Origin of the sequence: Rariglobus hedericola, assembly GCF_007559335.1 — a bacterium.
Lineage (GTDB): Bacteria > Verrucomicrobiota > Verrucomicrobiia > Opitutales > Opitutaceae > Rariglobus > Rariglobus hedericola.
The window spans coordinates 119165-140968 of the sequence record NZ_VMBG01000002.1; the positions used below are offsets into that span (position 1 = coordinate 119165).

The window sequence follows — 21804 nt, forward strand, 5'->3', positions numbered from 1 at the left end:
CGGCCTTATGGTTGTGTGAGGAATAAGCTATGCCAACGGCGGGCGCGGCATTGCTAATTCTGCTAATCGTAACCTCACCCTTGCGGATGTGTAATCGCCGCCCGGCGGGCGATGAACGACTGGTGGGCTTCGGCGCGTTGCTGGAAGACGGTTGCCAATTCGAAAGGCCATGGCTCCTGCGGGCAGAGGTTCCAGTCGGCATGTTCGGTGACAAATTGCTGCGCTTGAGCGAAATAAGGCGCATGATCGGTGCGGAAACAGAAGCGGGCGCCCTCCCCTGCCTTGGACGCGAGCAGTGAAAGGAACTCCGGTTGGAGCACGCGGTTTTTCCAGTGCCGGCGCTTGGGCCAAGGGTCTGAGAACAAAAGAAAGATCTCCGCCAGCCGGGTTTCGGCGGGGAGTGCCTCCAGAAAAACCCCGACGTCGGCGCGCAGCCAGGAGATGTTCTTCAGTTTTGCGCGATCGGATTTGCGGGCGGAGCGATCCAGCCGGTCGCCGATCAAATCGATGCCGATACAATAGCGTTCCGGATACGCTTGGGCGTAGGCGGTGAGATAATGGCCGTGGCCGCTGCCGATTTCCAGAGTCAGCGGCAGCTTGGTTTCGAGCAGCGGTGCTAGGAGTGCGCGCAGTTCGGCGAGTCGGGTGGCGGTGATGGCTTGGGCGGTTTCCAGCGGCATGGAGGGAAGCGAATTATGCGGGGAGTTGCGCTTCCTCAATCACGAATCAGCACCGTCGCGAAATCGGCGGAGTGGCGGCCTGTGCAGTGAAGGCCGGTCAGACGTGGCCGTTGGTGCGTAGCGGGAGGCTGAAGTGGAACGTGGTCCCCTGCCCTTGCTTGCTCTCGACCCAGACGCGTCCGCCGTGGAGCTGCACGATGTGCTTAACGATGGAGAGGCCCAGGCCGGTGCCGCCCTTGTCGCGCGAACGGCCTTTATCCACGCGGTAAAAGCGTTCGAACAGGTGGGGCAGATCTTCGGCGGGGATGCCGGGTCCGTTGTCGCGCAGGCTTACGATGATTTCGCCCAGACCTTGCAGACGGGCCGAGAGTTCGATGCGCGAGCCTTTGCCGGTGTATTTGAGGGCGTTGTCGAGGAGGTTTTCGACGACTTGGGTGACCTTAAGCGGATCAATCAGCAAAAGCCCGATCGCGGGGTCCACCGAGAGATCGAGGGTGTGGCCAGAAGCGGAGGGGCGACCGTGGTAATCATCGATGATATCGGTGAGCAGCGTCTGCAGGTTGACGGATTCGCGATGCAGGCCGGGGTTGATCGACTCCAAGCGTGAGAGCACCAGCAGATCTTCGAGCAGGGAGTTGAGGCGCTCGGTGTGGCGCTGGATGGTTTTTAAGAAGCGCTCGCGGTCGTCGACGGGGATGTCGTGGTGGCCGTCCACGAGGGTTTCGACGTAACCTTTGATCACGCTGAGCGGGGTGCGTAACTCGTGGGAGACGTTGGCCACGAAATCCTTGCGGATGGATTCGAGTTTCTTCTGCTTGGTGATGTCGTGGAGCACGAAGAGCGTCCAGGGCCCGCGCGAGTTGCCCTGGCTTTGAATGGTTGTGCCGGTGACTTCCAGCCATGTCGTGTGGCCGTCTTCGGAGAATTCGACTTCTTGCTGGGGCTGGGCTTTGCCGAGCCGGACGGATTCCACGTAGGTGAGGAAGGCGACACTGTGCAGAACCAGCTCGAGGCGGTGGCCAATGATCTGGTTCGAAGCGCGCGGGGAGATCGCCTGGAGGGCTTTGTTGGCGAGCAGGATGTAGTTGCTCGCATCGACTATGAGAACGGCCTCCTGCAAACTGCCCAGCGTGGCTTCAAGTTGGGCGAGCTGGCCGGTGCGTTGTTGCTGCAACTGGCCGACCTCGGTGATCAGTTCGTTGCTCGCGAGGCGCAGGCGTTCCCACGCGGGGCCGGCGGCGCCGGGCAGATCTTCGCTGAGCAACAGCTGTTTACGGAAGATCGCCTGTTGTAGGGCGCTCACGGCCCGCCGATGCGACAGGGCTTTTAACAAGGTGATACCCAGCGCGATGGTCAGGGCGATCGTAAGGAAGATAAACATGCGCGGATGCGTGCGGCAGCCAGAGGGATTTGGCTGCGGGCGACCGGAGGGTCAACTCTGGTGAGTTCAGGCTTCTTGGGCGCGTTTTTCCGCCATGCGGTAACCGACGCCGCGGATGGTCTCGATCCAGTCGGCCTCGGTGCCGAGCTTCTCGCGCAGGCGGCGGACGTGCGTATCGACGGTGCGCGTCTCGATCTCGGTCTCGTAATTCCAGACGTTGAGCAAGAGATGTTCGCGGGTTTGCACGCGTCCGCGGCGTTCCATGAGAAGCTTGAGAAGGTTGAACTCGGTGGCGGTGAGTTCGACGGGCTGGCCGTGGATCTGAACTTCGTGCCGCTCGGTATCGACGACGATTTCGCCGACTTGGAGGCGCTTGGGCTCCTCGGGTGCGCCTTCTGAAAGGCGGCGTAGAATGGTCTGCACACGAAGAACTAATTCCTTGGTGCTAAATGGCTTGCAGATGTAATCATCGGCGCCGGTTTCCAGGCCTTGGACGCGGTCATTTTCCTCGGCTTTGGCGGTGAGGAAGATGACGGGGACTTTTTTAAGTTTGGGGTCCGCACGGAGCATCCGACAGATCTGGATGCCATTGAGGTCGGGCATCATGACATCGAGGATGACGAGGTCGGGCAGAAAGGTGCGGGCGGTGCCGATGCTGGCGTTGGGATCATTGACGACGGCGACCTCAAAGCCCTTGGCCTTGAGGCTATACGCGACGAGCGCGGACACGTCGGATTCGTCGTCCACCACGAGGATTTTTTTCGGTTTAACGTCTGCCATAATCGTAACAATAGCCGATGTAGGCGTTGGCTCCTAGTGGATTTAGGTTCCGTTTCACAAATGTTACAGCGACACCGGAATGACGGAATCTGCCTGTTGTCGTCAGCTTAAGGTCTATCGCCCTCCCCTGCCCGCTTCGATAAGAATCATTAAGATGCTAATGTCGGCGGGGTTAACACCACTGATGCGGCTCGCTTGGCCCAAGGTGTAGGGCCGGATTTCGGCGAGTTTCTGGGCGCTTTCCTTGCGCAGGCCGCGGACTTGTAGGAAGTCGATATGCGGGGGGATTTTGATTTTTTCGATCTCGCTAAGCTTGGCGATCTGACGCTCTTCACGGGACAGGTAACCTTGGTGGCTGACGCGATAGAGGACTTCCTGGCGCAGGCCTTCAGGCTGGGCTAGGAAATCGGCAGGCAATGCTGGCATGGATTGCAAGGGTCCGGTCACCGCGCGACGGATGGAATCGCCGAAGGTCCCCTGCCCTGCCGGTGCTTTGGAGGTTTCGAGGAAATTGATCCAGTGCTCGGTCTGACGCTTGGAGTCCTCCATGCGGGCCAGCCGTGTCGATGAAACGAGTCCGTGGGCTTTCGCGTGATGCTGAAGCCGCAGCTCGGCGCTGCCATGCGTGAACAGCAGCCGGTATTCGGCGCGGCTGGTGAACATGCGGTAAGGCTCGTTGGTGCCCTTGGTCACGAGATCGTCGATCAGGACGCCGATGTAACCCTCGTGACGGCCGATGATGAGCGGTGATTGCCCGCGGACTTTGTTCACGGCGTTGACGCCGGCGAGCAAGCCTTGGGAGGCGGCTTCTTCGTAGCCGGAGGTTCCGTTGATCTGGCCGGCGAAAAACAGGTTTTCGACCTTCTTGGATTCGAGCGACGGGTAAAGCTGGGTCGGCGGCGCGAAGTCGTATTCGACGGCGTAAGCTGGGCGCAGGAGCTGGGCCTTCTCCAAGCCGGGCACGCTATGGACCATTTGGAGCTGAATATCGAACGGCAGCGATGTGGAGAGTCCGTTGACGTAGTATTCGTTGGTCGAGCGGCCCTCGGGTTCGAGAAAGAGTAAATGGCGGGGTTTGTCTGCGAAACGGACAAATTTGTCCTCGATCGACGGACAGTAACGCGGGCCGACGCCCTCGATCTCGCCGGAATACATGGCCGACTTGTGGAGATTGTCGCGCACGAGCTGGCCGGTTTCGGCAGTTGTGTGGGTCATCCAGCACGAAACTTGGTTAGTGGTGGCGGACCAGCCGATGCGGGTTTCGCCCGTCTGTTCCACGTGGAACAGATCTTCGGGGTCGCGGCTGTCGTAGAACGCGAATCGAGTCGGCGAGGTGTCGCCGCGTTGTTCTTCCATCTTGGAGAAGTCAATGGTGCGGCCGAGGAGGCGGGGCGGGGTGCCGGTTTTGAGGCGGCGAAGCTCGATACCAGCTTCGAGGAAGCTGGCGGACAGGGTTTTCGCACTAAAATCGCCGAGTCGGCCACCTTCGTTCTTGTTCTGGCCAATGTGCATGAGGCCACGCAGGAAAGTGCCGGTGGTCACGACGACGGTCAGGCCATGAAACTCGATGTCGAGATTGGTGCGGACGCCGGTGACTTTCTGGCCCGTAAAGACCAGTCCGGTGACGGTGGCCTGAAAGACTTGGAGGTTGGGTTGAAGCTCCAGGGTGTGTTTGAGGCGGAATTGATAGGCCTTCTTGTCGCACTGGGCACGCGGAGACTGGACGGCGGGGCCTTTGGATTCGTTGAGCAGGCGGAACTGGATCGCGGTAACGTCAGTATTGAGGCCCATTTCGCCGCCCAAGGCGTCGATTTCACGGACCATTTGACCCTTGGCTTGGCCGCCGATGGCCGGATTGCAGCTCATCTGGGCAATCGTATCGATGTTGCCGGTGAGGAGCAGGGTGGAGGCTCCCATGCGGGCGGCGGCGAGCGCTGCTTCGCAACCGGCATGGCCGGCACCACAGATGATAACGTCGAAAGGAGCTTGGTTATAGATCATTTGCCGATGCAGAAGGTCTTAAAGAGGTGGTCGAGCATGCGCTCGTTGTCGATTTTACCGGCGATCTCACCAAACGCGTCGAGGGCGCCGCGGAGGTCGCTGGCGAGGAGCTCGGTCGGGCCGCTGTTCGCGACTTTGTCGCGGGCGGTATTTAAGCATTCGGTGGCGCGCCGCAGGGCGTCGGCGTGGCGGGCATTGATGGCGATGATCTCGTCGCCTTGGTCGAAGCGGAACGCATCGGCCAGGCGGGTGATATGATCACCGAGGGAGGTGATTCCGTCGCCGGTGAGAGCTGAAATTGAGAGGCTGGGAAGTGCCGTGAAGGGCAGGGGGGTAGACTCGGCGAGCAGGTCGGCTTTGTTGAGGAGCACGAGGGTGTTCGCGGGGGTGAGGCGTGAAGAAACCGAGTCGGGCAGGGCGGGAATAGGGCGGGTGGCATCAAGGACCCAGAGGAAAAGATCTGCTTCGGCGGCGCGCTCGAGGGTCTTGTCCATGCCAAGCTTTTCCAACGCGGCGGGGGAGGGGTTAAGGCCGGCGGTGTCGATCAGGCGCAGGCAATGGGGTCCGAGGATAATGCGCTCCTCAATGAAGTCGCGCGTAGTGCCCGGTTCGGGGCTGACAAGCGCGCGATCGCGGCCAATGAGCCGGTTGAGGAGGCTGCTCTTGCCTGCGTTGGGCTCGCCGATAATTACGGTTTTGATGCCATCGCGCAGGAGTTCGCCGTAGTGATGGGTGGCCAGAAGGCGGGCTGTTCCATGTAGAACGGTGTCCAATTCTTTCACGACGATTCGGCGATCTTCAGCGGGGAGATCTTCGTCGGGGAAATCGATGTAGGCTTCGATGCGCGCGAGGACGAGCAGGAGGCCTTCGGTGAGCTCGCTGAGGTGGCGTCCGAGGCTTCCCCGGAGCTGTTGGTTGGCCGCGGCGAGGGCGCGTTCGCTGCGCGCGTGAATTAAATCCATAACAGCCTCGGCCTGAGATAGATCCATTTTTCCGCATAGAAAAGCGCGTTGCGTAAACTCGCCCGCTTCGGCGAGGCGAATTCCTCTCGCAAGCAGGTCATTTAGAATAGATTGCGCGATAAATGGATTTCCATGAAGGGCGATTTCCAGCGAATCTTCGCCTGTATACGACCGTGGGGCTTGATAAAACGTAGCGAGCACATCGTCCAAAACGGCGCCCTGAAGATTGCGGTAGTCGGTGTGGCGGGCGACGCGCGGGGGCAGGGGGACGGGACCGAAGAGACCTTGGGCGAGTGAAGCGCAGTCGGGACCGCTCACGCGCACGACCGCGATGGCGGACGTGCCCACGGGTGTAGCCAAGGCGGCGATGGTGTCGGTCGGTCGGGACATGCCGTTCACGGAAAACGGCGGCGCACCAAAGCGCAAATAAACACGGGTGCCCGGGTCCCGACGGGATATTCGTCAGCCGCGAGCTGGGCTCGGAAAAACTCAGGGTTTGGCGGCGGGATCGAGAGTGATCTTGGTGCCGCTGCCTTCACGGGGTTCTATTTTGAAGGCGTTTAGATCGATGCGGTTGTTGAACCGGATGCCGCCTTTTTCGAGTTGTTCGTAAGCCGCGTCGCTTTCGATGGCCGTCAGCAGGATCACGGCTTTCGAGCCGGGGGGGAAGTTAATGTAGTGGTGTTCGCCGCCGCCATAGACGCCACCATAGGCATTGCCTGAGAGGGTGAGCGTGCCGCCGGCGAGCGTGAGAACGCCATGAGTGCCTTCGGCTGCGTCGTCGAACGAGACGAGTTCGGCGAATACGTTGCCGGCCTGAAGTGTGAAAGTGGCGTTGCGGCGAAGTTTGAGTTCGCCGGCGGGAAGCGTGAGCACGGAGTCGGCGCCGTTCATGAGCACGTGGCCGGGCGTATCGCTGCCAACGATAAAATTCGCACTCGTGCCGCCATCAAAGGTGGCATCCGTAATGGTCAGGCTTCCGCCGTTGCGAACAAAGATCCACGAAGGGCCGCCGGTTTGTTTCCAGCCGCCTTTCTTGGTCATGAGCACGGGAATCTCGACCGAGAAATCGCCTTGTCGATCCGCGTGCCAGGTTGAGGTGCCTGCGCCGATGATCACGGCGTTGGGCGTGGCGAGGGTGGTCGGGGCCGGCAAGGCGGGCGCCTTTACCGCGATGTCCGCTGCGGCGGCTTTGGTTGGTGTGGGCGTGGGTGCGGACGGTTTTACCGAGGACGGCGGCTTGGCATTCGCAGGGGCTTTTTTGACGGGCGGAACGATCTTCAGCGGAGGCAGCGCGTTCTTGGACCAATTTTTGGCTTCGTCCCAATCGCCGTCGCGGCCCTTCCAGGTATTCTGGGCGAGCACCAGTGAGGGCGTGGCAAAGAGCGTGGCGACGAGAAGAAAACGAGGGCGAAAAAATCGAGCGAAGGGGATCATGCCGGGAAGGGGTGTGTTAAAAAGCGTGTGCGTGCAGCCCGTGTTTCGCCAAGCAATAATTGCATCGAGTTGCAGGATGTCTGCTGTGCTTCTGCGAACATAAAAAATCCCGCCGGCGTGTGCGCGGCGGGATTTTTATCGCGAAGGTTAAGGGTTACTCGGATTGATCGGAGGCGGCTGCGGGAGCGGGTTGCGGCATACCGTTTGTTTGCGTCGGGGTGGGCTTGTAGGCGCTGGCGAATTGGAAAAGTCGCACGCTTTGGGAGACGAATTTATAGGGAATCGAAATCGTCACGGCGGCCTTGGCTTGGCTGGCGGTGACCGTGGCTTTGACGGGCTCGCCGGCGGCATAACCGTCTTTGAGCGTTTTGATCTGGGCCTGAATATCGGTGTCGGCGGCATCAAATGATGCGCCTGCAACGACGGTATCGACGATCTTTTCGCCGTGAATGGCCATCACGGCCACTTCATCGTTTTGGAGCGTGAGCTTGATGGGATGATCCACCGGACGCTTGGCGGCGATGGCGGGAAGTTTGGCACGGAGGCTCGCTTCGCTGGATGCATAAACGAGGTTACCGCCCACGACGCCGTAGTATTGAGTGGTCTTGGTGACCTGGTCTTTTCCGCCGACCGACATCGTGGTCGTGGTGACAATGGAGCCGAATTTGGTGCCATCGATGGTCAGCGCATTTTCGGTCAGTTCTTGCTGAATCCCGGGGGCGGGCGTGGCGGGATTGAGAGATGAGGCAGCGAGCAGCATCGTGTTGGTGAATTCCTTGGAGAGGCCCATCATGTTTTTATAGGCAGCGTTGATTTCGGCCTCGGTGAATTTGCCGGTGTTGACGCCGAGCATGTCGAGTTCAGGCGCTTGAGTTCCTTTTGGCAGAGACATGTTCATCGAGATGACCGCGCCGCCGTCGTTGTGTTCTGAAAGGGAAAGGTAGGCGGCTTTGGCGGACTTGAGTGCTTCCGAACCGGAGGGGTAGGGCACGGCGCTCAACGTATCGAGAAGACCGGTTACGAATTCGATCTGGCCATGCATGTTTTGGCGCACGACAACACTGAACAGGCCGTCAGCGGGAATGGATTCAGCGATCTTGGGCGAGGGGCTTTGGGCGTAGCGGAGGAATCGGCCGGTCGCGCTGTCGGGGAGAAATTGACCGTAATAACTTAAAGAGAGGCCCTGGTCGTTGAGATCAAAGGAGCCACCGCCCGAGTGAAGTTGGGCGAGATAGCCCCAGAGCACGTTGGCGTAATCGAGCGCGGCTTTTTGTTCGGCAGGCGTGCGGCTCGCGAGCTTGGTTTCCAGCTGCGGGAAGATCGCGTTTTTGGCGGCGGCAAGCAGGGCTGGGGAGACGCGGCCCCACACGCGAATTTCCTCGGTTTGCGGCTGAGCGATGAAGGTGGTGATCGCCTCGGCGGATTTGATTTTGTCAAAGGACGAAGCGTCCTTCGCGATCCAGATCCACTCGCCGTGTTTCTGCAGAGCGAGGCCGCTTTGCGAAAGGAGAGACCAGATTTTACCGCCCTCCTTGAGTTTGGCAAAAGCGACGAGCGTGGGCTGCGCGGTTTTCAGTTCGTCGGCGTTCACGTCGAGCATGACGACGCCGATGTTGGAGCCGGCCTCGATTTCGGAAAACTCGGGATAGCCGAACGCGGTGAGCTGCATGAGGCCCATGCGCAGGAGGGCGGCCTCGGGGACTTCGACCATGAGCTTGTCGAGTTCGTTGCTGATGAGCTTCGGGTGGCGAAGGGTATATACAGCCTGCACGCCTTCGATTTCAGTGAGCTTCGCGGTGAACGGCTCGGGCTGGGTTTTGGCCTTGGGACTGCACGCGGTGTTGAAGCAAAGCGCGGTGACGAGCATGAGCGCGCCCAGGCTGATGAGTGAGAAACGACGGACTGATTTCATAAGATAAGGAAACTGATTTGAATGTGTGAAGCGGAGGTAAAAGGCCAAAAAAAACCGGGAGTTTTGGCTCCCGGTCCGGCCTCTTTGGGAGGCCGGAGACTGAAAGACGGGTGTAGTTGAAATTACACTACGCCGGTGAAACGTGAGGCGGGATTATTCGGCGGGTTCGGAACCGGTGACGGCGGTGCCGCCGGTCACGGTGACCTTTTCCATGATCGCCTTGGTGAGCTTGGCAGCCAGCTCGGGCTTGTCGCGCACGGCCTGCTTGGCGGCATCGCGACCCTGGCCGATGAGGTTGCCCTCGTAGGAAATCCAGGCGCCTTTTTTCTCCAGGATCTTGTGCTCAATGCCGAGGTCGATGATGGAGCCGGAGGCGGAGATGCCTTCGTCATACATGATGTCGAATTCACACTCGGTGAAGGGAGGTGCGATCTTGTTTTTGACGACCTTCAGCTTGGTGCGATTGCCGATGACCTTGCCGTCCGGGGTCTTGATCTGGTCCTTGCGGCGGATGTCGATGCGGATCGAGGAGAAGAACTTCAGTGCGCGACCACCGGAGGTGGTTTCAGGGCTGCCGAACATGACGCCGATCTTTTCACGAATCTGATTCGTGAAAATACAAATGCACTTCGTCTTGCTGACGACGGCGGTGAGGCGGCGCATGGCTTGCGACATCAGGCGGGCCTGGCTGCCCATGGTCATATCGCCCATCTGGCCGTCGAGTTCGGCCTTGGTGATCAAGGCGGCCACGGAGTCGATGACGATGACGTCGATCGCGTTGGAGCGGATGAGCGTCTCGGTGATGTTGAGCGCGTCTTCGCCGGAGTCGGGCTGGGAGACGAGGAGGTCGTCAATCTTCACGCCGACGACGCGGGCGTATTTCGGGTCGAGCGCGTGTTCGACGTCGATGAAGGCGGCGAGACCGCCGCGGCGCTGGGCCTCGGCGATGACGCTCAAACAGAAGGTGGTTTTACCGGAGGATTCCGGTCCGTAGATCTCGATGATACGGCCGCGGGGGAGGCCTTTGCCGCCGAGGGTGAGATCGATGGCGAGCGAGCCGGTGGAGACGGTCTCGACGGTGAGTTTGTTGTTATCACCCAGGCGCATGATCGAGCCTTCGCCGAACTGTTTGGTGATGGCGCTGAGCGCGAGTTCGACGTTTTTGCGGGCGGAGGCGTCGGGGGCGACGACGGCGGTGGAGGCGGTCTTGGCGGGAGCGGCTTTAGACATGATGCGAAGAAGCTGACGGGTGTATTTTATGGTTTAGGAAGCGAGGCAACCGCCCCGCTGCAGAAGCTGCCAACGTGAAGCGCGGGCGGTTGCGGAAGCAAGCCAAGCGTGGTGAGCATCGCGATTTTTACGCGACCTAGGGAAAGACCTCAGTGTCCGCCGGTCACGGTGGCGGCTGCAGCGGCGGCCGGCTTGAAGGCGGTGGCAAAGTAGATGGCACCGACAATCAGCGCGAAACTCACGGCGTAGTTCCACGTGAGCTTCTCTTTAAGAACCAACCAGGCGAAGACGACGAAGACGCTGAGAGTGATGGCCTCTTGGATGATCTTGAGTTGGTAGCCCGTGAAGGTGCCGCTCATATAGCCGGCGCGGTTGGCGGGGACCATCAGGCAATACTCAAAGAACGCCACACCCCAGGAAAACAAGATGACCCACAGCAGGGATTTGCCCTCCAAAAACTTAAACTTCAGGTGACCATACCAGGCCAGGGTCATGAAGATATTGGAGGCGACGAGCAGGAGGATGGTTTTCATCGGGAGGTGGCGAATCGTGCGCCAGCCAGTGGAGCGGAGCGGGGTGAAGTTGCAATCGCGCAGGGCACGGAGAGGGCAGGTAGGGCGCTTCGGCCCGCAAAATGCTTAAAAAGGGCAACCTTTCGCTTGATCGTCCATAATCGCTTTCTATAAGTTGCTACGTTTTTCGTCTCACATTTGTTCAACGCATGAAAATCAAAGCCTATCTCAAGCCGTCCTGCGGCTGGTCCAACGGAGTTCGCACGATCATGCGCAAGTATAGCCTGCCGTTCGAAGACATCGATATCATCAACAACCGTAACAACTACGCGGAGATGGTTCAGAAGTCCGGCCAGCCGCTTTCTCCCTGCGTCGAAATCGACGGCGTCATGCTGGCCGATATCTCCGGCGAAGAAGTTGAAAACTATCTTCTCTCCAACGATTTGGTTAAACCCACCGACCGTCCGGTGGATGCGGCCACCAACGCCGGCTGCTCTGATGAAGAGCACGCCAAAATGGCCACTAAAACGATTCGTTTCTTCTGATTCGAGGGCGCCAAAGCAACTTCTTGGGCCGGCTCTCGCCAACGCGTGACCGGCCTTTCTTTTGCTCCAAATCCGCCTTCGACCTTTCGCCCGCCGACCTCCTGACTCGCAGTCCTCCCGACCTTCCGACCTCTCCTTTTCACATGGCCAAGATCATTCCGTCACCGCTCTACTCCCCTGAACAAGAACACGATGCCTGCGGCGTCGGGTTCATTGCCAAACTCACGGGCGAACGTTCCTATGACGTCCTCAACCGCGCGATCGCCGCGTTGAAGGCCTTGGCCCACCGCGGCGCCATCGACGCCGATGCGGTCACGGGTGACGGCGCCGGCATCCTCACGCAGCTCCCCGTCGAGCTCTTCAAGGACTACCTCGCCGAGAAAAAGAAGCCTCTCTTCAAGGACTCCGACCTCGGCGTCGGTATGATTTTCCTGCCCAAGGGCGATGATTACGCCCAGGCCCACGCCAAGAAGATCGTCGAGGCCGCCGTCAAAAAAGAAGGTCTCGCCTGGCTCGGCTGGCGCGATGTCCCCACGGATTCCTCCTGCCTCGGTCGCAAGGCCCTCGATACCCAGCCGCTCATCGTGCAAGCCCTTGTTGCCCGTAAAGATGAGACGACTGACGACGAATTCGAGCGCAAGCTCTTCCTCGCGCAGAACTCCGCCGAGAAACAGGTCATCGAGGCCAACATCCCTGGCTTCTACATCTGCTCGTTCTCCTCGCGCACCATCGTTTACAAGGGCCTGCTCACCCCCAGCCAGATCCGCAAATACTTCGTCGATCTCAAGTCGCCGAAGTTCACCACCGCGTTCGCGATCTTCCACCAGCGTTATTCGACCAACACGTTCCCCACGTGGCACTTGGCTCATCCGTTCCGCATGATGGCGCACAACGGTGAAATCAACACCATCCGCGGTAACCGCAACCTCATGCGCGCCCGCGAAAACTCCACCGCCTACGGCGTCTGGGGCGAGCGTTTCCAGGATCTCAAGCCGCTCGTGCAGCCCGGCATGTCCGACTCCGCGACTTTCGACAACGCCCTCCAGCTCATCACGCTCGGCGGACGCAATCCGCTCAACGCCGCGATGATCATGATGCCGCCGGCTTGGGAAAAAGACAAAAAGCTCTCCCCCGAGACCAAGGCCTTCTTCCGCTACCACGCCTGTATGATGGAGCCGTGGGATGGTCCCGCCGCCGTCGTCTTCACGGACGGCCGCACCATCGGAGCCGCCCTCGACCGCAATGGCCTCCGCCCCGCCCGTTACAAGATTTTCGACGACGGTTACTTCATCTTGGCCTCCGAAGCCGGCCTCGTGCACGACTTCCCGGGCAAGGTGGTTGAAGCCGGTCGTCTCGGACCCGGCCGCATGCTCGCGCTCGACCTCGTCACGCATAAGTTCCACCGCGACGAAGAGGTGAAGGCTCAGTTCACCGCGGATCCCCACTTCAACCAGTGGTGCGAAGAGCATCTCATCAATCTGCACAAGACCGCGCAGGTCCCCGCCGCGGCCGAGCCGGTGGCACCTTCGATCGCGACCCAGATCGCGTTCGGCTGCGACAACGACGAAACCGAACTCGTGCTCGCTCCTCTCGCCGAAGGCCTTGAGCCGACCGGTTCGATGGGCGACGACACGCCGCTCGCCGTTCTCTCGCGCCGCCCGCGTCTGCTCTACACCTACTTCAAGCAGCTCTTCGCGCAGGTCACCAATCCTCCGATCGACTCCATCCGCGAAAAAGCAGTTATGTCGCTCACGGGTTACCTCGGGGGTCGCCTTGGTCTTTTCGAGGAATTCCCGAAGACCACCGGCTTCGTCGAACTCGATTCGCCCGTCCTTTTCGATTACGAAGTCGCCGCGCTCTTCGACGTCGCGTTCCTCCAGAATCGCGTCGTGCGCGTCAGCGGATTTTTCGATGCAGTCAAGGGTCCTGACGGCCTCGAAGCCGCGCTTAAAGATCTCGCCTCGCGCGCCCAGGCCGCGGTTGAGAAGGATAACGCCAAGGTCCTGATCATTTCCGACAAGGGAGCCACTGCTGACCAGGTCGCCATCCCGATGCTTCTCGCCGTCGGTGCGGTCAACCAACAGCTCGTGCGCGCCGGCCTCCGCCTCAAGTGCGACCTCGTTGCCGAGACCGGCGAAGCCCGTGACGTTCACCACATCGCCACGTTGCTCGGTTTCGGCGTCAACGCCGTCAACCCCTACCTCGCGCTCGACGTCGTCGCCACGCTCGCTGCCTCCGGCAAGACCGCCAAACCGGTCACCGCCGAGCAAGCCCGCATCAACTACAAGACCGCGATCGACGCCGGCCTGCTCAAGATCATGGCCAAGATGGGCATCTCCACGCTGCTCAGCTATCGCGGTGCGCAGATGTTCGAAGCCCTCGGTATTTCGCACAAGGTCATCGAGGAAAACTTCACCGGCACCCCGTCGCCCATCGGCGGCATTGGTTACGCGCAGATCGCCGAAGAGGCGCTCCGCCGCCACGCCAAGGCCTACGCCGCTCCCGCTGCGGATGCACCGGCCGGCGACCCGACCCTCGGCAACGAGGGTTACTACCGCGTCAACAAGAAGGGCGAGGGCGAGTTCCACGGTTGGAATCCCAAGGTCGTGTCCGCGATGAACAAGTTCGTTCGCGCCGGCACCGGCACCGCCGAATCCTACCAGGACTGGAAGACCCAGTCCGACGACCACCAGCCTGTATCCATCAAAGACCTACTTAAGATCCGCTTTGACGGAGCCAAGCCCGTCGCGATCGACGAGGTCGAGGGCATCGAGGATATCCGCAAGCGTTTCACCACGGCCGGCATGTCCCTCGGAGCGCTCTCGCCCGAGATGCACGAAGCTCTCGCGATTGCGATGAACCGCATCGGCGGCAAGTCGAACTCCGGCGAAGGCGGCGAAGATCCCGATCGTTTCAACGTCCGCGAGAACGGCGACAACGCCAACTCCGCGATCAAGCAGGTCGCCTCCGGCCGCTTCGGTGTCACCGCCGCGTATCTGTCCTCCGCCAAGGAAATCGAAATCAAGATGGCCCAGGGCGCGAAGCCCGGCGAAGGCGGACAGCTGCCCGGCGCCAAGGTCACGCCGCTCATCGCGCGTCTCCGCTACAGCGTCCCCGGCGTCACCCTGATTTCGCCGCCTCCGCACCACGACATCTACTCGATCGAAGACTTGGCCCAGCTGATCTTCGATTTGAAGGAAGTGAACCCGCGCGCGAAGGTCTGTGTGAAGCTCGTGTCCTCCTCCGGCGTCGGCACCGTCGCCGCCGGCGTGGCCAAGGCATACGCCGACGTCATCCTCGTGTCCGGCCACGACGGCGGCACCGGCGCTTCGCCGCTCGCCTCCATCAAGAACGCCGGTTCCGTCTGGGAAATCGGCGTCGCCGAAGCCCACCAGGTTCTGATGATGAACGGCCTCCGCGGCCGCGTCGTCCTTCGCACCGACGGCGGTATGAAGACCGGCCGTGACATCGTCATCGCCGCCCTCCTCGGCGCCGAAGAATTCAACTTCGGCACCGCGGCCCTCATCGCCGGCGGTTGCGCGATGTTCCGTGTTTGCCATCTGAATACGTGCCCGGTCGGCGTCGCCACCCAGCGCGAAGACCTCCGCGCCAAGTTCCGCGGCAAGCCCGAAAACATCATCAACTTCTTCAACGCCGTTGCTGAAGACGTCCGCCACTACCTTGCCAAGCTCGGTGCGCGCAACTTGAACGACATCATCGGCCGCGTGGATCTCCTCGAGCAGATCGACGATCCCGCGAACCCGAAGACCAAGTTCGTGACCCTCGCCGGTCTCCTCCACAATCCGGATCCGTCCGGCGAACTGGATCGTTACCACACCCGCGAGCGCAACGAACGCTTCGGTGGCGAAGGCTCGCTCGACGAAGCCATCCTTCAGGAAGCACGTGACGTCATCCTCGGCGAATCCGCCCGTCTCGTGGCCCGCTACAAGGTCACCAACGTCAACCGTGACGTCGGAACCCAGCTCTCCGGCCAGATTGCCTACCAGCACGGCAACGAAGGTCTGCCTCCCGGCACGATCGACCTTACCTTCACCGGTTCGGCCGGTCAGTCGTTCGGTGCATTCCTCGTCAACGGTCTGCGCCTCACCCTCATCGGCGAAGCCAACGACTACGTCGGCAAGGGCATCAACGGCGGCGAAATCATCATCCGTCCGAAGCCGTCGGAAACCTTCCAGTGGCAGGCCCAGTCGATCCTTGGTAACACCTGCTTGTATGGTGCGACCGGTGGCGCGCTGTTCGCGGCGGGCCGCGCGGGCGAACGCTTCGGCGTTCGTAATTCCGGTGCGACCGCGGTGGTCGAAGGCGTGGGTGACCACGGCTGCGAATACATGACGGGCGGCCTCGTGGTGGTCCTCGGACCGACCGGCACCAACTTCGGCGCCGGTATGTCAGGCGGACTCGCGTTCGTTTACGACGCGAAGGATTCGTTCGAATCCAACATCAATCCCGCGATGATCGGCCTCGAGCGTTTGAGCGCCCAGGAGGAAATCGACAGCCTGAAGAAGCTCATCCAGGCGCACTTCAAAATCACCGCGAGCCCGCACGCACAGTCGCTCGTGGAAAACTGGGACAAGACGGTTTCGAAGTTCTGGAAAGTGGTGCCGTTCCCTCCGACCGCCGACACGCCGAAGGCCGTCTATAGCTTCGACGCCACGAAGATTCCGGTGACGGCCTGAAGATTGTTTCAGTCGTAACCAGGTCTTGAAAAACCGCGCCTCGAAAGGGGCGCGGTTTTTTGCGAACGTCACCGTCCGCGCCGGCGAAAAAAAGCCATCATCAAGGTCGCGGCGCCGAGCAAACTCGTGACCGTGGCGGGTTCGGGGATGGCGGTGGCGTCGAGGCGGACGTTGTCGAAGTTCACTTCGATGCCGGGGCCGGCGTTGAGGTTCACCAGGCGGATGCCGAGGGCTTGGCCGGCGAGGACGTGGCTCGCGCCGATGGAGAGGGAAAACTGCGACGTGAGGAACGTTCCTTCAGCAGGGAGCAGGCTGTTGTTGTCGGACGCGATGACTTGGCCGCCGGCGAGCAGATCGATGCGGTAGCCAGGGAATCCGGTGAAGGCGAAGGCATTGTTATTGGGTGTGGCGTCGGGGGCCATGTTGCCCACTTCGACCGTGAGTGTGTAGCGCGTGTTGGTCAGCAACGTCGCGGAGAGCGTCTGCACCAAGCCGGACTCGATGCTAGCGAATTGGGATTGGTTGTTGGCGTTGTCCATGAGGAACACGACGCCGACGTTGCGGCCTTCGGGTGCGCCGCCCGAGTATAGCGTCGATCCCGTGGGATTTAGCGCGCCGATGGAGCGGTTATTGTGGTTGATCGAGCCATACGCGCTCCAGCCGGCGGGACCGGGCGAGGAGACGTTGAACGTATTGTTGGCGAGGAAGAGTGTTTCGAAACCGGCGTTTTGGACGGTGAGCTGTTCGGAGTGGGCGGCGGGAAGCGCGATGGCAACTACGAGCGAAGTGACGAGGAGGCGTGTGTTCATGAGGATGGTGTTGTTCAGGTGGAACGGCGGCGCAGAAGGAAGGTGGCGAGGAGCGTAACGCCGCCGAACAGGGCGGCGGTCGTGGACGGCTCGGGGACAGCGGCGGTAGTGAGGATCGTGAAATAGTTGGGACCGCTGAGCAGGCCGCCGTCGGCGAAGTCGGCGAGCGATGATCCATCGGCGAGGGCGTGACGTGAGATCGAGCCGTCGCCGTAGTTGGCCACCAGCAGTTCGCCGGTGAGCGGGTCGATCTCGATGCCGACCGGAAAATCAAGACCGGTGACGAGTGTGGATTGAACGGGCGCTGCGGAATCAGGGTTGGCGAAGGTTTCGACGGTATTGCCGTAACCCGAGGCGACGAGGAGGCGTCCGTCGGGCAGAAGCGCGAGGCCGAGTGCAAAAGGCACGTCGCCAAACGTCAGTTGGTGCGTGCCGGTGGCGGCGTCGAAGCGCGCGAGGTTGTAGCTGAAACGGCCGGAGACGTAGAGATTGCCGGCGTTGTCGAACGCGATTCCAGACGGGGCGGAGATACTTGCGTCCTGTGCGATCCAACCGGTGTCGAGCGCGCCCGTGGTGGCGTTGTAGCGGATGATGGCGTTGCTGGACTGGCTTGAAACGTAGAGATAGCCGTCAGGGCGGAAAAGAAAATCGACGGGGTAATCCAGACCGGTTTCGGAGCCGGCAAAGACATCGATGAAGGCACCGCTGTCCGCATTGTATCGCAGGATTTGATCAGAACCGGCGCTCGCAACGTAGAGCAATCCATCAGGGCCGATGCGGGCGCGGTGGGGCTGGTCGAGTCCGCCGCTGGCCGGAGAGATGAGGACAGTCGGATTGGATCCGTCGGCATCATAACGGAGAATACGGGCGAGGTTGTAGTCACTTACCAAGACCTGCGCACGGGCGTAAGTCGAAAGGGCGGCCATCAGGAGGAGACCGACGAGGAGGGCGATAAAAAAACGGCTCATATGCATCTCCTGCTACGGGAACGGCCGGCGGATGTTACCGGTGCGCGAAATCTTTTCTGTGATCAGGGACGAGCGGCCCGGTGTTGCCTTAGTCCGCTCGATTGAAACGATCTTATTCCGACAATATGACGCTTGATCCGCAAACCGTATGGGGGTTTCCGCCAACAAGCTGGTCCCTCGTCCGTAAATGTCGCGGAGCTGACGAACGCGCGGTGGGTGTGGCTCTGGATCAATTGTGCCGGGTTTACTGGCGTCCGCTGTATGCCTACGTCCGGGGGCGGCGGCTCACGCGGGCTGATGCGGAAGATGCCGTGCAGGAATTTTTCGCGACCGCACTGCGCCGGGAATTATTTCAGCGTGCGTCTGCGGAGGAAGGGAAGCTCAGGAGCTTTCTGCTCACAGCGATGAAACATCATTTGATTGATCGTGCGGCCCGTGAAGGCGCGGCTCGTCGCCGGCCGGAGGGAGGTTGGGCGGAGATCGATTTCTCACAGGCCGAGGCTGAGTGGCTACGCGTGGAAGAATCGGGGGCGGCGCCGGATGCGGCCTACGAACGGCAATGGGCGAAGGCGCTCATCGCGCAGGCCATGGCGCGGCTCGATGCGCGTTACGCCGCCGAAGGAAAGCGGGATGTGTTCGTCGCGCTGAAAAGCGAAGCTTTGGAAGAACCGGAAAGTAGTGAAATTTCAACTACAACTGAGGCAGGCCTGTCATCGGGTGCTCGCCGGGTGGCCGTGCACCGGTTGCGCAAACGCTTCTCCGAAGCGTTGCGTGAAGTGGTGGCGGATACGCTGCCCGAAGGCGGGGATGTGGAGGCGGAGTTGCGGGAGCTCGCGGTGGCGCTCAAGGAGGGCGGGCGATGAGCGACGAGAAAACCCCGCCGTCTGATCCGACGGCGGATTTACTGGCACGCGGACTGGGTTTGACCGGGGCGCGACCGCCGGCGTGGCAGACTCCGGATGCGGCGTTGCTGGCGGATTTATTTCCGGGCCTGCGGGTGATCTCGCTCGCGGGGCGCGGTGGAATGGGGGCCGTTTATCGCGCGGAGCAGATCCGTCTCGGGCGCACGGTGGCTGTGAAAATAATGCCACCCGAGGCGACGCCGGACCCTATGGCCCGGGAGCGTTTCGAGCGGGAGGCGAGGGTTTTATCGGGTCTCAATCATCCGCATGTGCTGCAGATTTTTGATTTTGGAGCATTAGCCGATGGCACGCTTTACCTGGTAACGGAGTGGGCGGAGGGCGGAGATCTCGCACAATTGTTGTCAGGGAAACCGCACCCGGTGGCGGTTGTGCAAGACTGGGTTGCGCAGATCGCCTCGGCACTGGATGCGGCTCACGCGCGGGGGATCGTGCACCGTGACCTAAAGCCGGCCAATGTGTTGGTGAGGGCCGATGGCCGGCTGGCGCTGGCGGATTTTGGACTGGCGCAAGCGCAAGGACAGGGCTTCACGACATCGCTTACGATGACCGGAATGATTTTCGGCACGTTGGATTATATGTCGCCTGAGCAGATGACGCCGGGCGAGCCGGTGACCGCGGCGACCGATGTATATGCGCTCGGAGTGATGACGTATCAAATGCTCACGGGCCGCGTGCCCAAGGGCGCTTACCCGCGACCTTCGCGGTTCACGGATACACCGGTGGCGGTGGACGCATTGATCGATGCGGCGATGTCCAATGAGGTGGGAATGCGTCCGGCGAAAGCCGGGGAATTTGCGCGAAAACTTTCGGTGATTGCCGGTGTGAAACCAAAGTCAAAACGACTATGGTTGAGTGGAATCCTGCTTGTGGTGGCGGCGAGTGCCGCTGCGTGGGCATGGGTGCAGGTGGATCAACCCGTTGAGCCTGCTAGCGTAGTCGAAAATCAAATACCCAAGCTGGAAACACCATCGTTGCTTCCGGCGGTGGTTGAACCGGTGGTCGTGGCCGAGGGAAAATCTGCGCCAGCTGCTCCAGCGCCGGAGGTTCCGGTAATGCCAGAAGCATCGATGACCGGGCCAGAGGTGGTTGAATCAAATCCTGTGGCGATGGTGCCCATGGCCGCGAAAAAGACGGATGCAAAAACGGAGACGCCGGTTCCGTGGACGTGGTTGCTCGGCGAGGTGCGACCGGCGCGGGACGCCTTGCGCGGCACATGGAGCATGCGCGGCAAAGAATTGGTCGCGGGCAATGATATCTGCGTGCTGCGCCTGCCGGTGCAGGTGGCGGAAAACTACGATGTCGCCGTGGAGTTCACGCGCACATCAGGCAGAAATTCGATCGGAGTGTTTTTGCCGACGCTTGCCGGTGAAGGCGTGTTTGAACTCGATGCTTGGGACCTCGGTATCGGCGGAGTGCAGCGTATCAACGGCCAGGATATGCGTGGTCACGGACAGTTTTTTCCGGCGAAGCTCAAGAATGGAGAAAAACAACAAGTCATTCTGCAGGTGCGCGGTTCACGTGTGTCGGCGACGTGGAATGGCGAGCCGCGCATGACGTGGGACCTGACGGGCCGGCGCTTCGACAGCACGGTTTTGTGGGAAACGGGCGCAGGCATCGGACTGGGTTTGTGTGCGTGGAAGAGCCCCACGGTATTCCATCGCGTGGCTTATCGGGCGATGCCGGCCGAGTGATTTTATAAATGAAGGGTCGTTAAATTGAATTTGAGGCCATCGTCGGGCGTGCATTGAATCGACGATGATGAAACCCCTCACCCGTCTGGTTCCTTGTGTTCTCCTGAGTCTGTTAGGCTGTGTGGCGCTGAGCGCCCAGCCTGCCGCCAATCCCGCGACCAACCCAGTGCCGCGCAATGATTGGATGGTCCAGCACGAGGGCTTTAATGCGCGCGCCAAAAAGGGCGATGTAGACGTGGTCTTTCTCGGTGACTCCATTACCGCAGGCTGGGGCGGAGCCGGTAAGACGATCTGGGCCGAGCGTTACACGCCGCTCAAGGCGGCCAATTTCGGCATCGGTGGCGACCGCACGCAGCATGTGCTCTGGCGCGTGCAGAATGGTAATTTTGCCGGCATTACGCCGAAGGCCGTCGTGCTCATGATCGGCACCAATAACACCGGCTCCGATACGGCTCCGCAGATCGCGGAGGGCGTCGAAGCCATCGTGAAGGAAATTCAAACCCTTACGCCGAAGACAAAGATTCTACTGCTGGCGGTTTTTCCGCGTGCCGAAAAATCCGACAATCCCGCCCGCGTGAAGATCGGTCAGATCAACGAAATCATCGCGAAGCTCGATGACGGTCAGAAAGTCTTCTTCCTGGATATCGGACCCAAATTTTTGCAGCCAGACGGCACGCTTACCCGTGACATCATGCCTGACCTCCTGCACCTGAGCCCCGCTGGTTATAAGATCTGGGCCGATGCGATTCAGGACAAACTCACCGAGCTGCTAAAGTAAGCCGCGTCAACCGCGTCACGTCCGCGGCGTCACAGCCGCTTGCTCATGCGGTAGCGGTCGAAGGCCACGCCGTTGCGTTCCACTCGTTCGGGGTGATCAACGGTGTAGCCTTGGCGGAGAAAGAGCGGATGGCTGATCAGGCTCGCCGCGGTGTGCACGCGAGTGACGCCGAGGCGGCGGGCTTCGGTCTCCAGCTCGGCGAGCAGTTGGGTCGCGTAGCCTTGGCGTGAGGCCCGCGCGCGGCAGTAAAGCAGCGACACATAATCCGCCGGATCGAGCACCGCGAAGGCCTCGATGCCGGCTTCGCTTTCGATGACGACGCGGTGGCCTTGGGCGAGCATGGGCACGAGTTCGGCGTTACCTTCGGCGAAGGCCGCCCAGGCGTCCACTTGCGCAGGCGTGTAAAGCGCGGGTGCGATCTCGCGCACGGCCTCGCTGTAGATTTCGAGCACGGCGGCCAGGTCTTCGCTGCGATAAAGACGCAGAACGCCGTTCATT

At 60.9% G+C, this 21804-nt stretch carries 17 protein-coding genes; 5 read left to right on the top strand and 12 right to left on the bottom strand.

Annotated features, from left to right (window positions below; genetic code table 11):
• Window positions 1-74 precede the first annotated feature (74 nt).
• The 9 genes from trmB to FPL22_RS10940 form a co-directional block, all read right to left on the bottom strand.
• On the bottom strand, window positions 75-680 hold the full coding sequence (gene trmB, locus FPL22_RS10900; protein WP_144230387.1) for a tRNA (guanine(46)-N(7))-methyltransferase TrmB: 606 nt from the start codon (window positions 678-680) through the stop codon (window positions 75-77).
• Window positions 681-777: 97 nt separating this feature from the next.
• Entirely contained in the window at window positions 778-2061 is a 1284-nt protein-coding gene (locus FPL22_RS10905) for a sensor histidine kinase (RefSeq protein WP_144230388.1), read from the bottom strand.
• 66 nt (window positions 2062-2127) lie between these two features.
• On the bottom strand, window positions 2128-2841 hold the full coding sequence (locus FPL22_RS10910) for a response regulator (RefSeq protein ID WP_144230389.1): 714 nt from the start codon (window positions 2839-2841) through the stop codon (window positions 2128-2130).
• A gap of 114 nt (window positions 2842-2955) precedes the next feature.
• Window positions 2956-4842: a tRNA uridine-5-carboxymethylaminomethyl(34) synthesis enzyme MnmG gene (mnmG, locus tag FPL22_RS10915; RefSeq protein WP_144230390.1), complete on the bottom strand. Its 1887-nt coding sequence runs from the start codon at window positions 4840-4842 to the stop codon at window positions 2956-2958.
• Window positions 4839-6194 (bottom strand): tRNA uridine-5-carboxymethylaminomethyl(34) synthesis GTPase MnmE, encoded by a 1356-nt coding sequence (gene mnmE, locus FPL22_RS10920; protein ID WP_144230391.1) that lies wholly within the window; start codon window positions 6192-6194, stop codon window positions 4839-4841. The genes mnmG and mnmE overlap by 4 nt, the downstream gene beginning before the upstream one ends.
• Before the next feature lie 99 nt (window positions 6195-6293).
• Entirely contained in the window at window positions 6294-7241 is a 948-nt protein-coding gene (locus tag FPL22_RS10925) for a hypothetical protein (RefSeq protein ID WP_144230392.1), read from the bottom strand.
• A gap of 154 nt (window positions 7242-7395) precedes the next feature.
• On the bottom strand, window positions 7396-9153 hold the full coding sequence (locus FPL22_RS10930; RefSeq protein WP_144230393.1) for a hypothetical protein: 1758 nt from the start codon (window positions 9151-9153) through the stop codon (window positions 7396-7398).
• A gap of 153 nt (window positions 9154-9306) precedes the next feature.
• Window positions 9307-10383, bottom strand: a complete 1077-nt coding sequence (gene recA / locus FPL22_RS10935) for a recombinase RecA (protein ID WP_144230394.1) — start codon at window positions 10381-10383, stop codon at window positions 9307-9309.
• A 149-nt stretch (window positions 10384-10532) separates the two neighbouring features.
• Window positions 10533-10916, bottom strand: a complete 384-nt coding sequence (locus tag FPL22_RS10940; protein ID WP_144230395.1) for a DMT family protein — start codon at window positions 10914-10916, stop codon at window positions 10533-10535.
• A 188-nt stretch (window positions 10917-11104) separates the two neighbouring features.
• On the opposite strand from FPL22_RS10940, the gene FPL22_RS10945 reads away from it, so the two are divergent.
• On the top strand, window positions 11105-11440 hold the full coding sequence (locus tag FPL22_RS10945; protein ID WP_144230396.1) for a glutaredoxin family protein: 336 nt from the start codon (window positions 11105-11107) through the stop codon (window positions 11438-11440).
• 143 nt (window positions 11441-11583) lie between these two features.
• Complete coding sequence (gltB, locus tag FPL22_RS10950) at window positions 11584-16137, top strand: glutamate synthase large subunit (RefSeq protein WP_144230397.1); 4554 nt, start codon at window positions 11584-11586, stop codon at window positions 16135-16137.
• A 68-nt stretch (window positions 16138-16205) separates the two neighbouring features.
• Here the strand turns inward: gltB and FPL22_RS10955 are convergent, their stop codons facing one another.
• Together FPL22_RS10955 and FPL22_RS10960 are read right to left on the bottom strand one after the other, a co-directional pair.
• A complete protein-coding gene (locus FPL22_RS10955; protein ID WP_144230398.1) occupies window positions 16206-16946 on the bottom strand; it encodes a hypothetical protein in 741 nt (246 codons plus the stop codon).
• 14 nt (window positions 16947-16960) lie between these two features.
• Window positions 16961-17914 (bottom strand): Vgb family protein, encoded by a 954-nt coding sequence (locus FPL22_RS10960; protein WP_162525272.1) that lies wholly within the window; start codon window positions 17912-17914, stop codon window positions 16961-16963.
• A 125-nt stretch (window positions 17915-18039) separates the two neighbouring features.
• On the opposite strand from FPL22_RS10960, the gene FPL22_RS10965 reads away from it, so the two are divergent.
• The 3 genes from FPL22_RS10965 to FPL22_RS10975 all read left to right on the top strand — a co-directional run bounded on the left by FPL22_RS10965 (window position 18040) and on the right by FPL22_RS10975 (window position 21306).
• The gene (locus tag FPL22_RS10965; protein ID WP_144230399.1) at window positions 18040-18777 is read left to right on the top strand and encodes an RNA polymerase sigma factor; all 738 of its coding nucleotides are present in this window, start codon (window positions 18040-18042) and stop codon (window positions 18775-18777) included.
• Window positions 18774-20528 (top strand): serine/threonine-protein kinase, encoded by a 1755-nt coding sequence (locus FPL22_RS10970; RefSeq protein ID WP_144230400.1) that lies wholly within the window; start codon window positions 18774-18776, stop codon window positions 20526-20528. Before FPL22_RS10965 ends, FPL22_RS10970 begins: the two co-directional genes overlap by 4 nt.
• 64 nt (window positions 20529-20592) lie before the next feature.
• Complete coding sequence (locus tag FPL22_RS10975; RefSeq protein WP_238991393.1) at window positions 20593-21306, top strand: platelet-activating factor acetylhydrolase IB subunit; 714 nt, start codon at window positions 20593-20595, stop codon at window positions 21304-21306.
• A 29-nt stretch (window positions 21307-21335) separates the two neighbouring features.
• On the opposite strand, the gene FPL22_RS10980 is transcribed toward FPL22_RS10975, so the two are convergent.
• A complete protein-coding gene (locus FPL22_RS10980) occupies window positions 21336-21803 on the bottom strand; it encodes a GNAT family N-acetyltransferase (RefSeq protein ID WP_162525273.1) in 468 nt (155 codons plus the stop codon).
• Window position 21804: the final 1 nt, after the last annotated feature.

Bases quoted from the DNA above. Each gene is read 5' to 3' on its own strand.
- FPL22_RS10965 (WP_144230399.1), top strand. From the start codon at position 18,040: ATGACGCTTGATCCGCAAACCGTATGGGGGTTTCCGCCAACAAGCTGG.
- FPL22_RS10955 (WP_144230398.1), bottom strand. From the start codon at position 16,946: ATGAACACACGCCTCCTCGTCACTTCGCTCGTAGTTGCCATCGCGCTT.
- mnmG (WP_144230390.1), bottom strand. From the start codon at position 4,842: ATGATCTATAACCAAGCTCCTTTCGACGTTATCATCTGTGGTGCCGGC.
- FPL22_RS10910 (WP_144230389.1), bottom strand. From the start codon at position 2,841: ATGGCAGACGTTAAACCGAAAAAAATCCTCGTGGTGGACGACGAATCC.
- FPL22_RS10975 (WP_238991393.1), top strand. From the start codon at position 20,593: ATGATGAAACCCCTCACCCGTCTGGTTCCTTGTGTTCTCCTGAGTCTG.
- FPL22_RS10960 (WP_162525272.1), bottom strand. From the start codon at position 17,914: ATGAGCCGTTTTTTTATCGCCCTCCTCGTCGGTCTCCTCCTGATGGCC.
- gltB (WP_144230397.1), top strand. From the start codon at position 11,584: ATGGCCAAGATCATTCCGTCACCGCTCTACTCCCCTGAACAAGAACAC.
- FPL22_RS10980 (WP_162525273.1), bottom strand. From the start codon at position 21,803: ATGAACGGCGTTCTGCGTCTTTATCGCAGCGAAGACCTGGCCGCCGTG.
- FPL22_RS10945 (WP_144230396.1), top strand. From the start codon at position 11,105: ATGAAAATCAAAGCCTATCTCAAGCCGTCCTGCGGCTGGTCCAACGGA.
- FPL22_RS10905 (WP_144230388.1), bottom strand. From the start codon at position 2,061: ATGTTTATCTTCCTTACGATCGCCCTGACCATCGCGCTGGGTATCACC.
- FPL22_RS10940 (WP_144230395.1), bottom strand. From the start codon at position 10,916: ATGAAAACCATCCTCCTGCTCGTCGCCTCCAATATCTTCATGACCCTG.
- trmB (WP_144230387.1), bottom strand. From the start codon at position 680: ATGCCGCTGGAAACCGCCCAAGCCATCACCGCCACCCGACTCGCCGAA.
- FPL22_RS10970 (WP_144230400.1), top strand. From the start codon at position 18,774: ATGAGCGACGAGAAAACCCCGCCGTCTGATCCGACGGCGGATTTACTG.
- FPL22_RS10930 (WP_144230393.1), bottom strand. From the start codon at position 9,153: ATGAAATCAGTCCGTCGTTTCTCACTCATCAGCCTGGGCGCGCTCATG.
- recA (WP_144230394.1), bottom strand. From the start codon at position 10,383: ATGTCTAAAGCCGCTCCCGCCAAGACCGCCTCCACCGCCGTCGTCGCC.
- mnmE (WP_144230391.1), bottom strand. From the start codon at position 6,194: ATGTCCCGACCGACCGACACCATCGCCGCCTTGGCTACACCCGTGGGC.
- FPL22_RS10925 (WP_144230392.1), bottom strand. From the start codon at position 7,241: ATGATCCCCTTCGCTCGATTTTTTCGCCCTCGTTTTCTTCTCGTCGCC.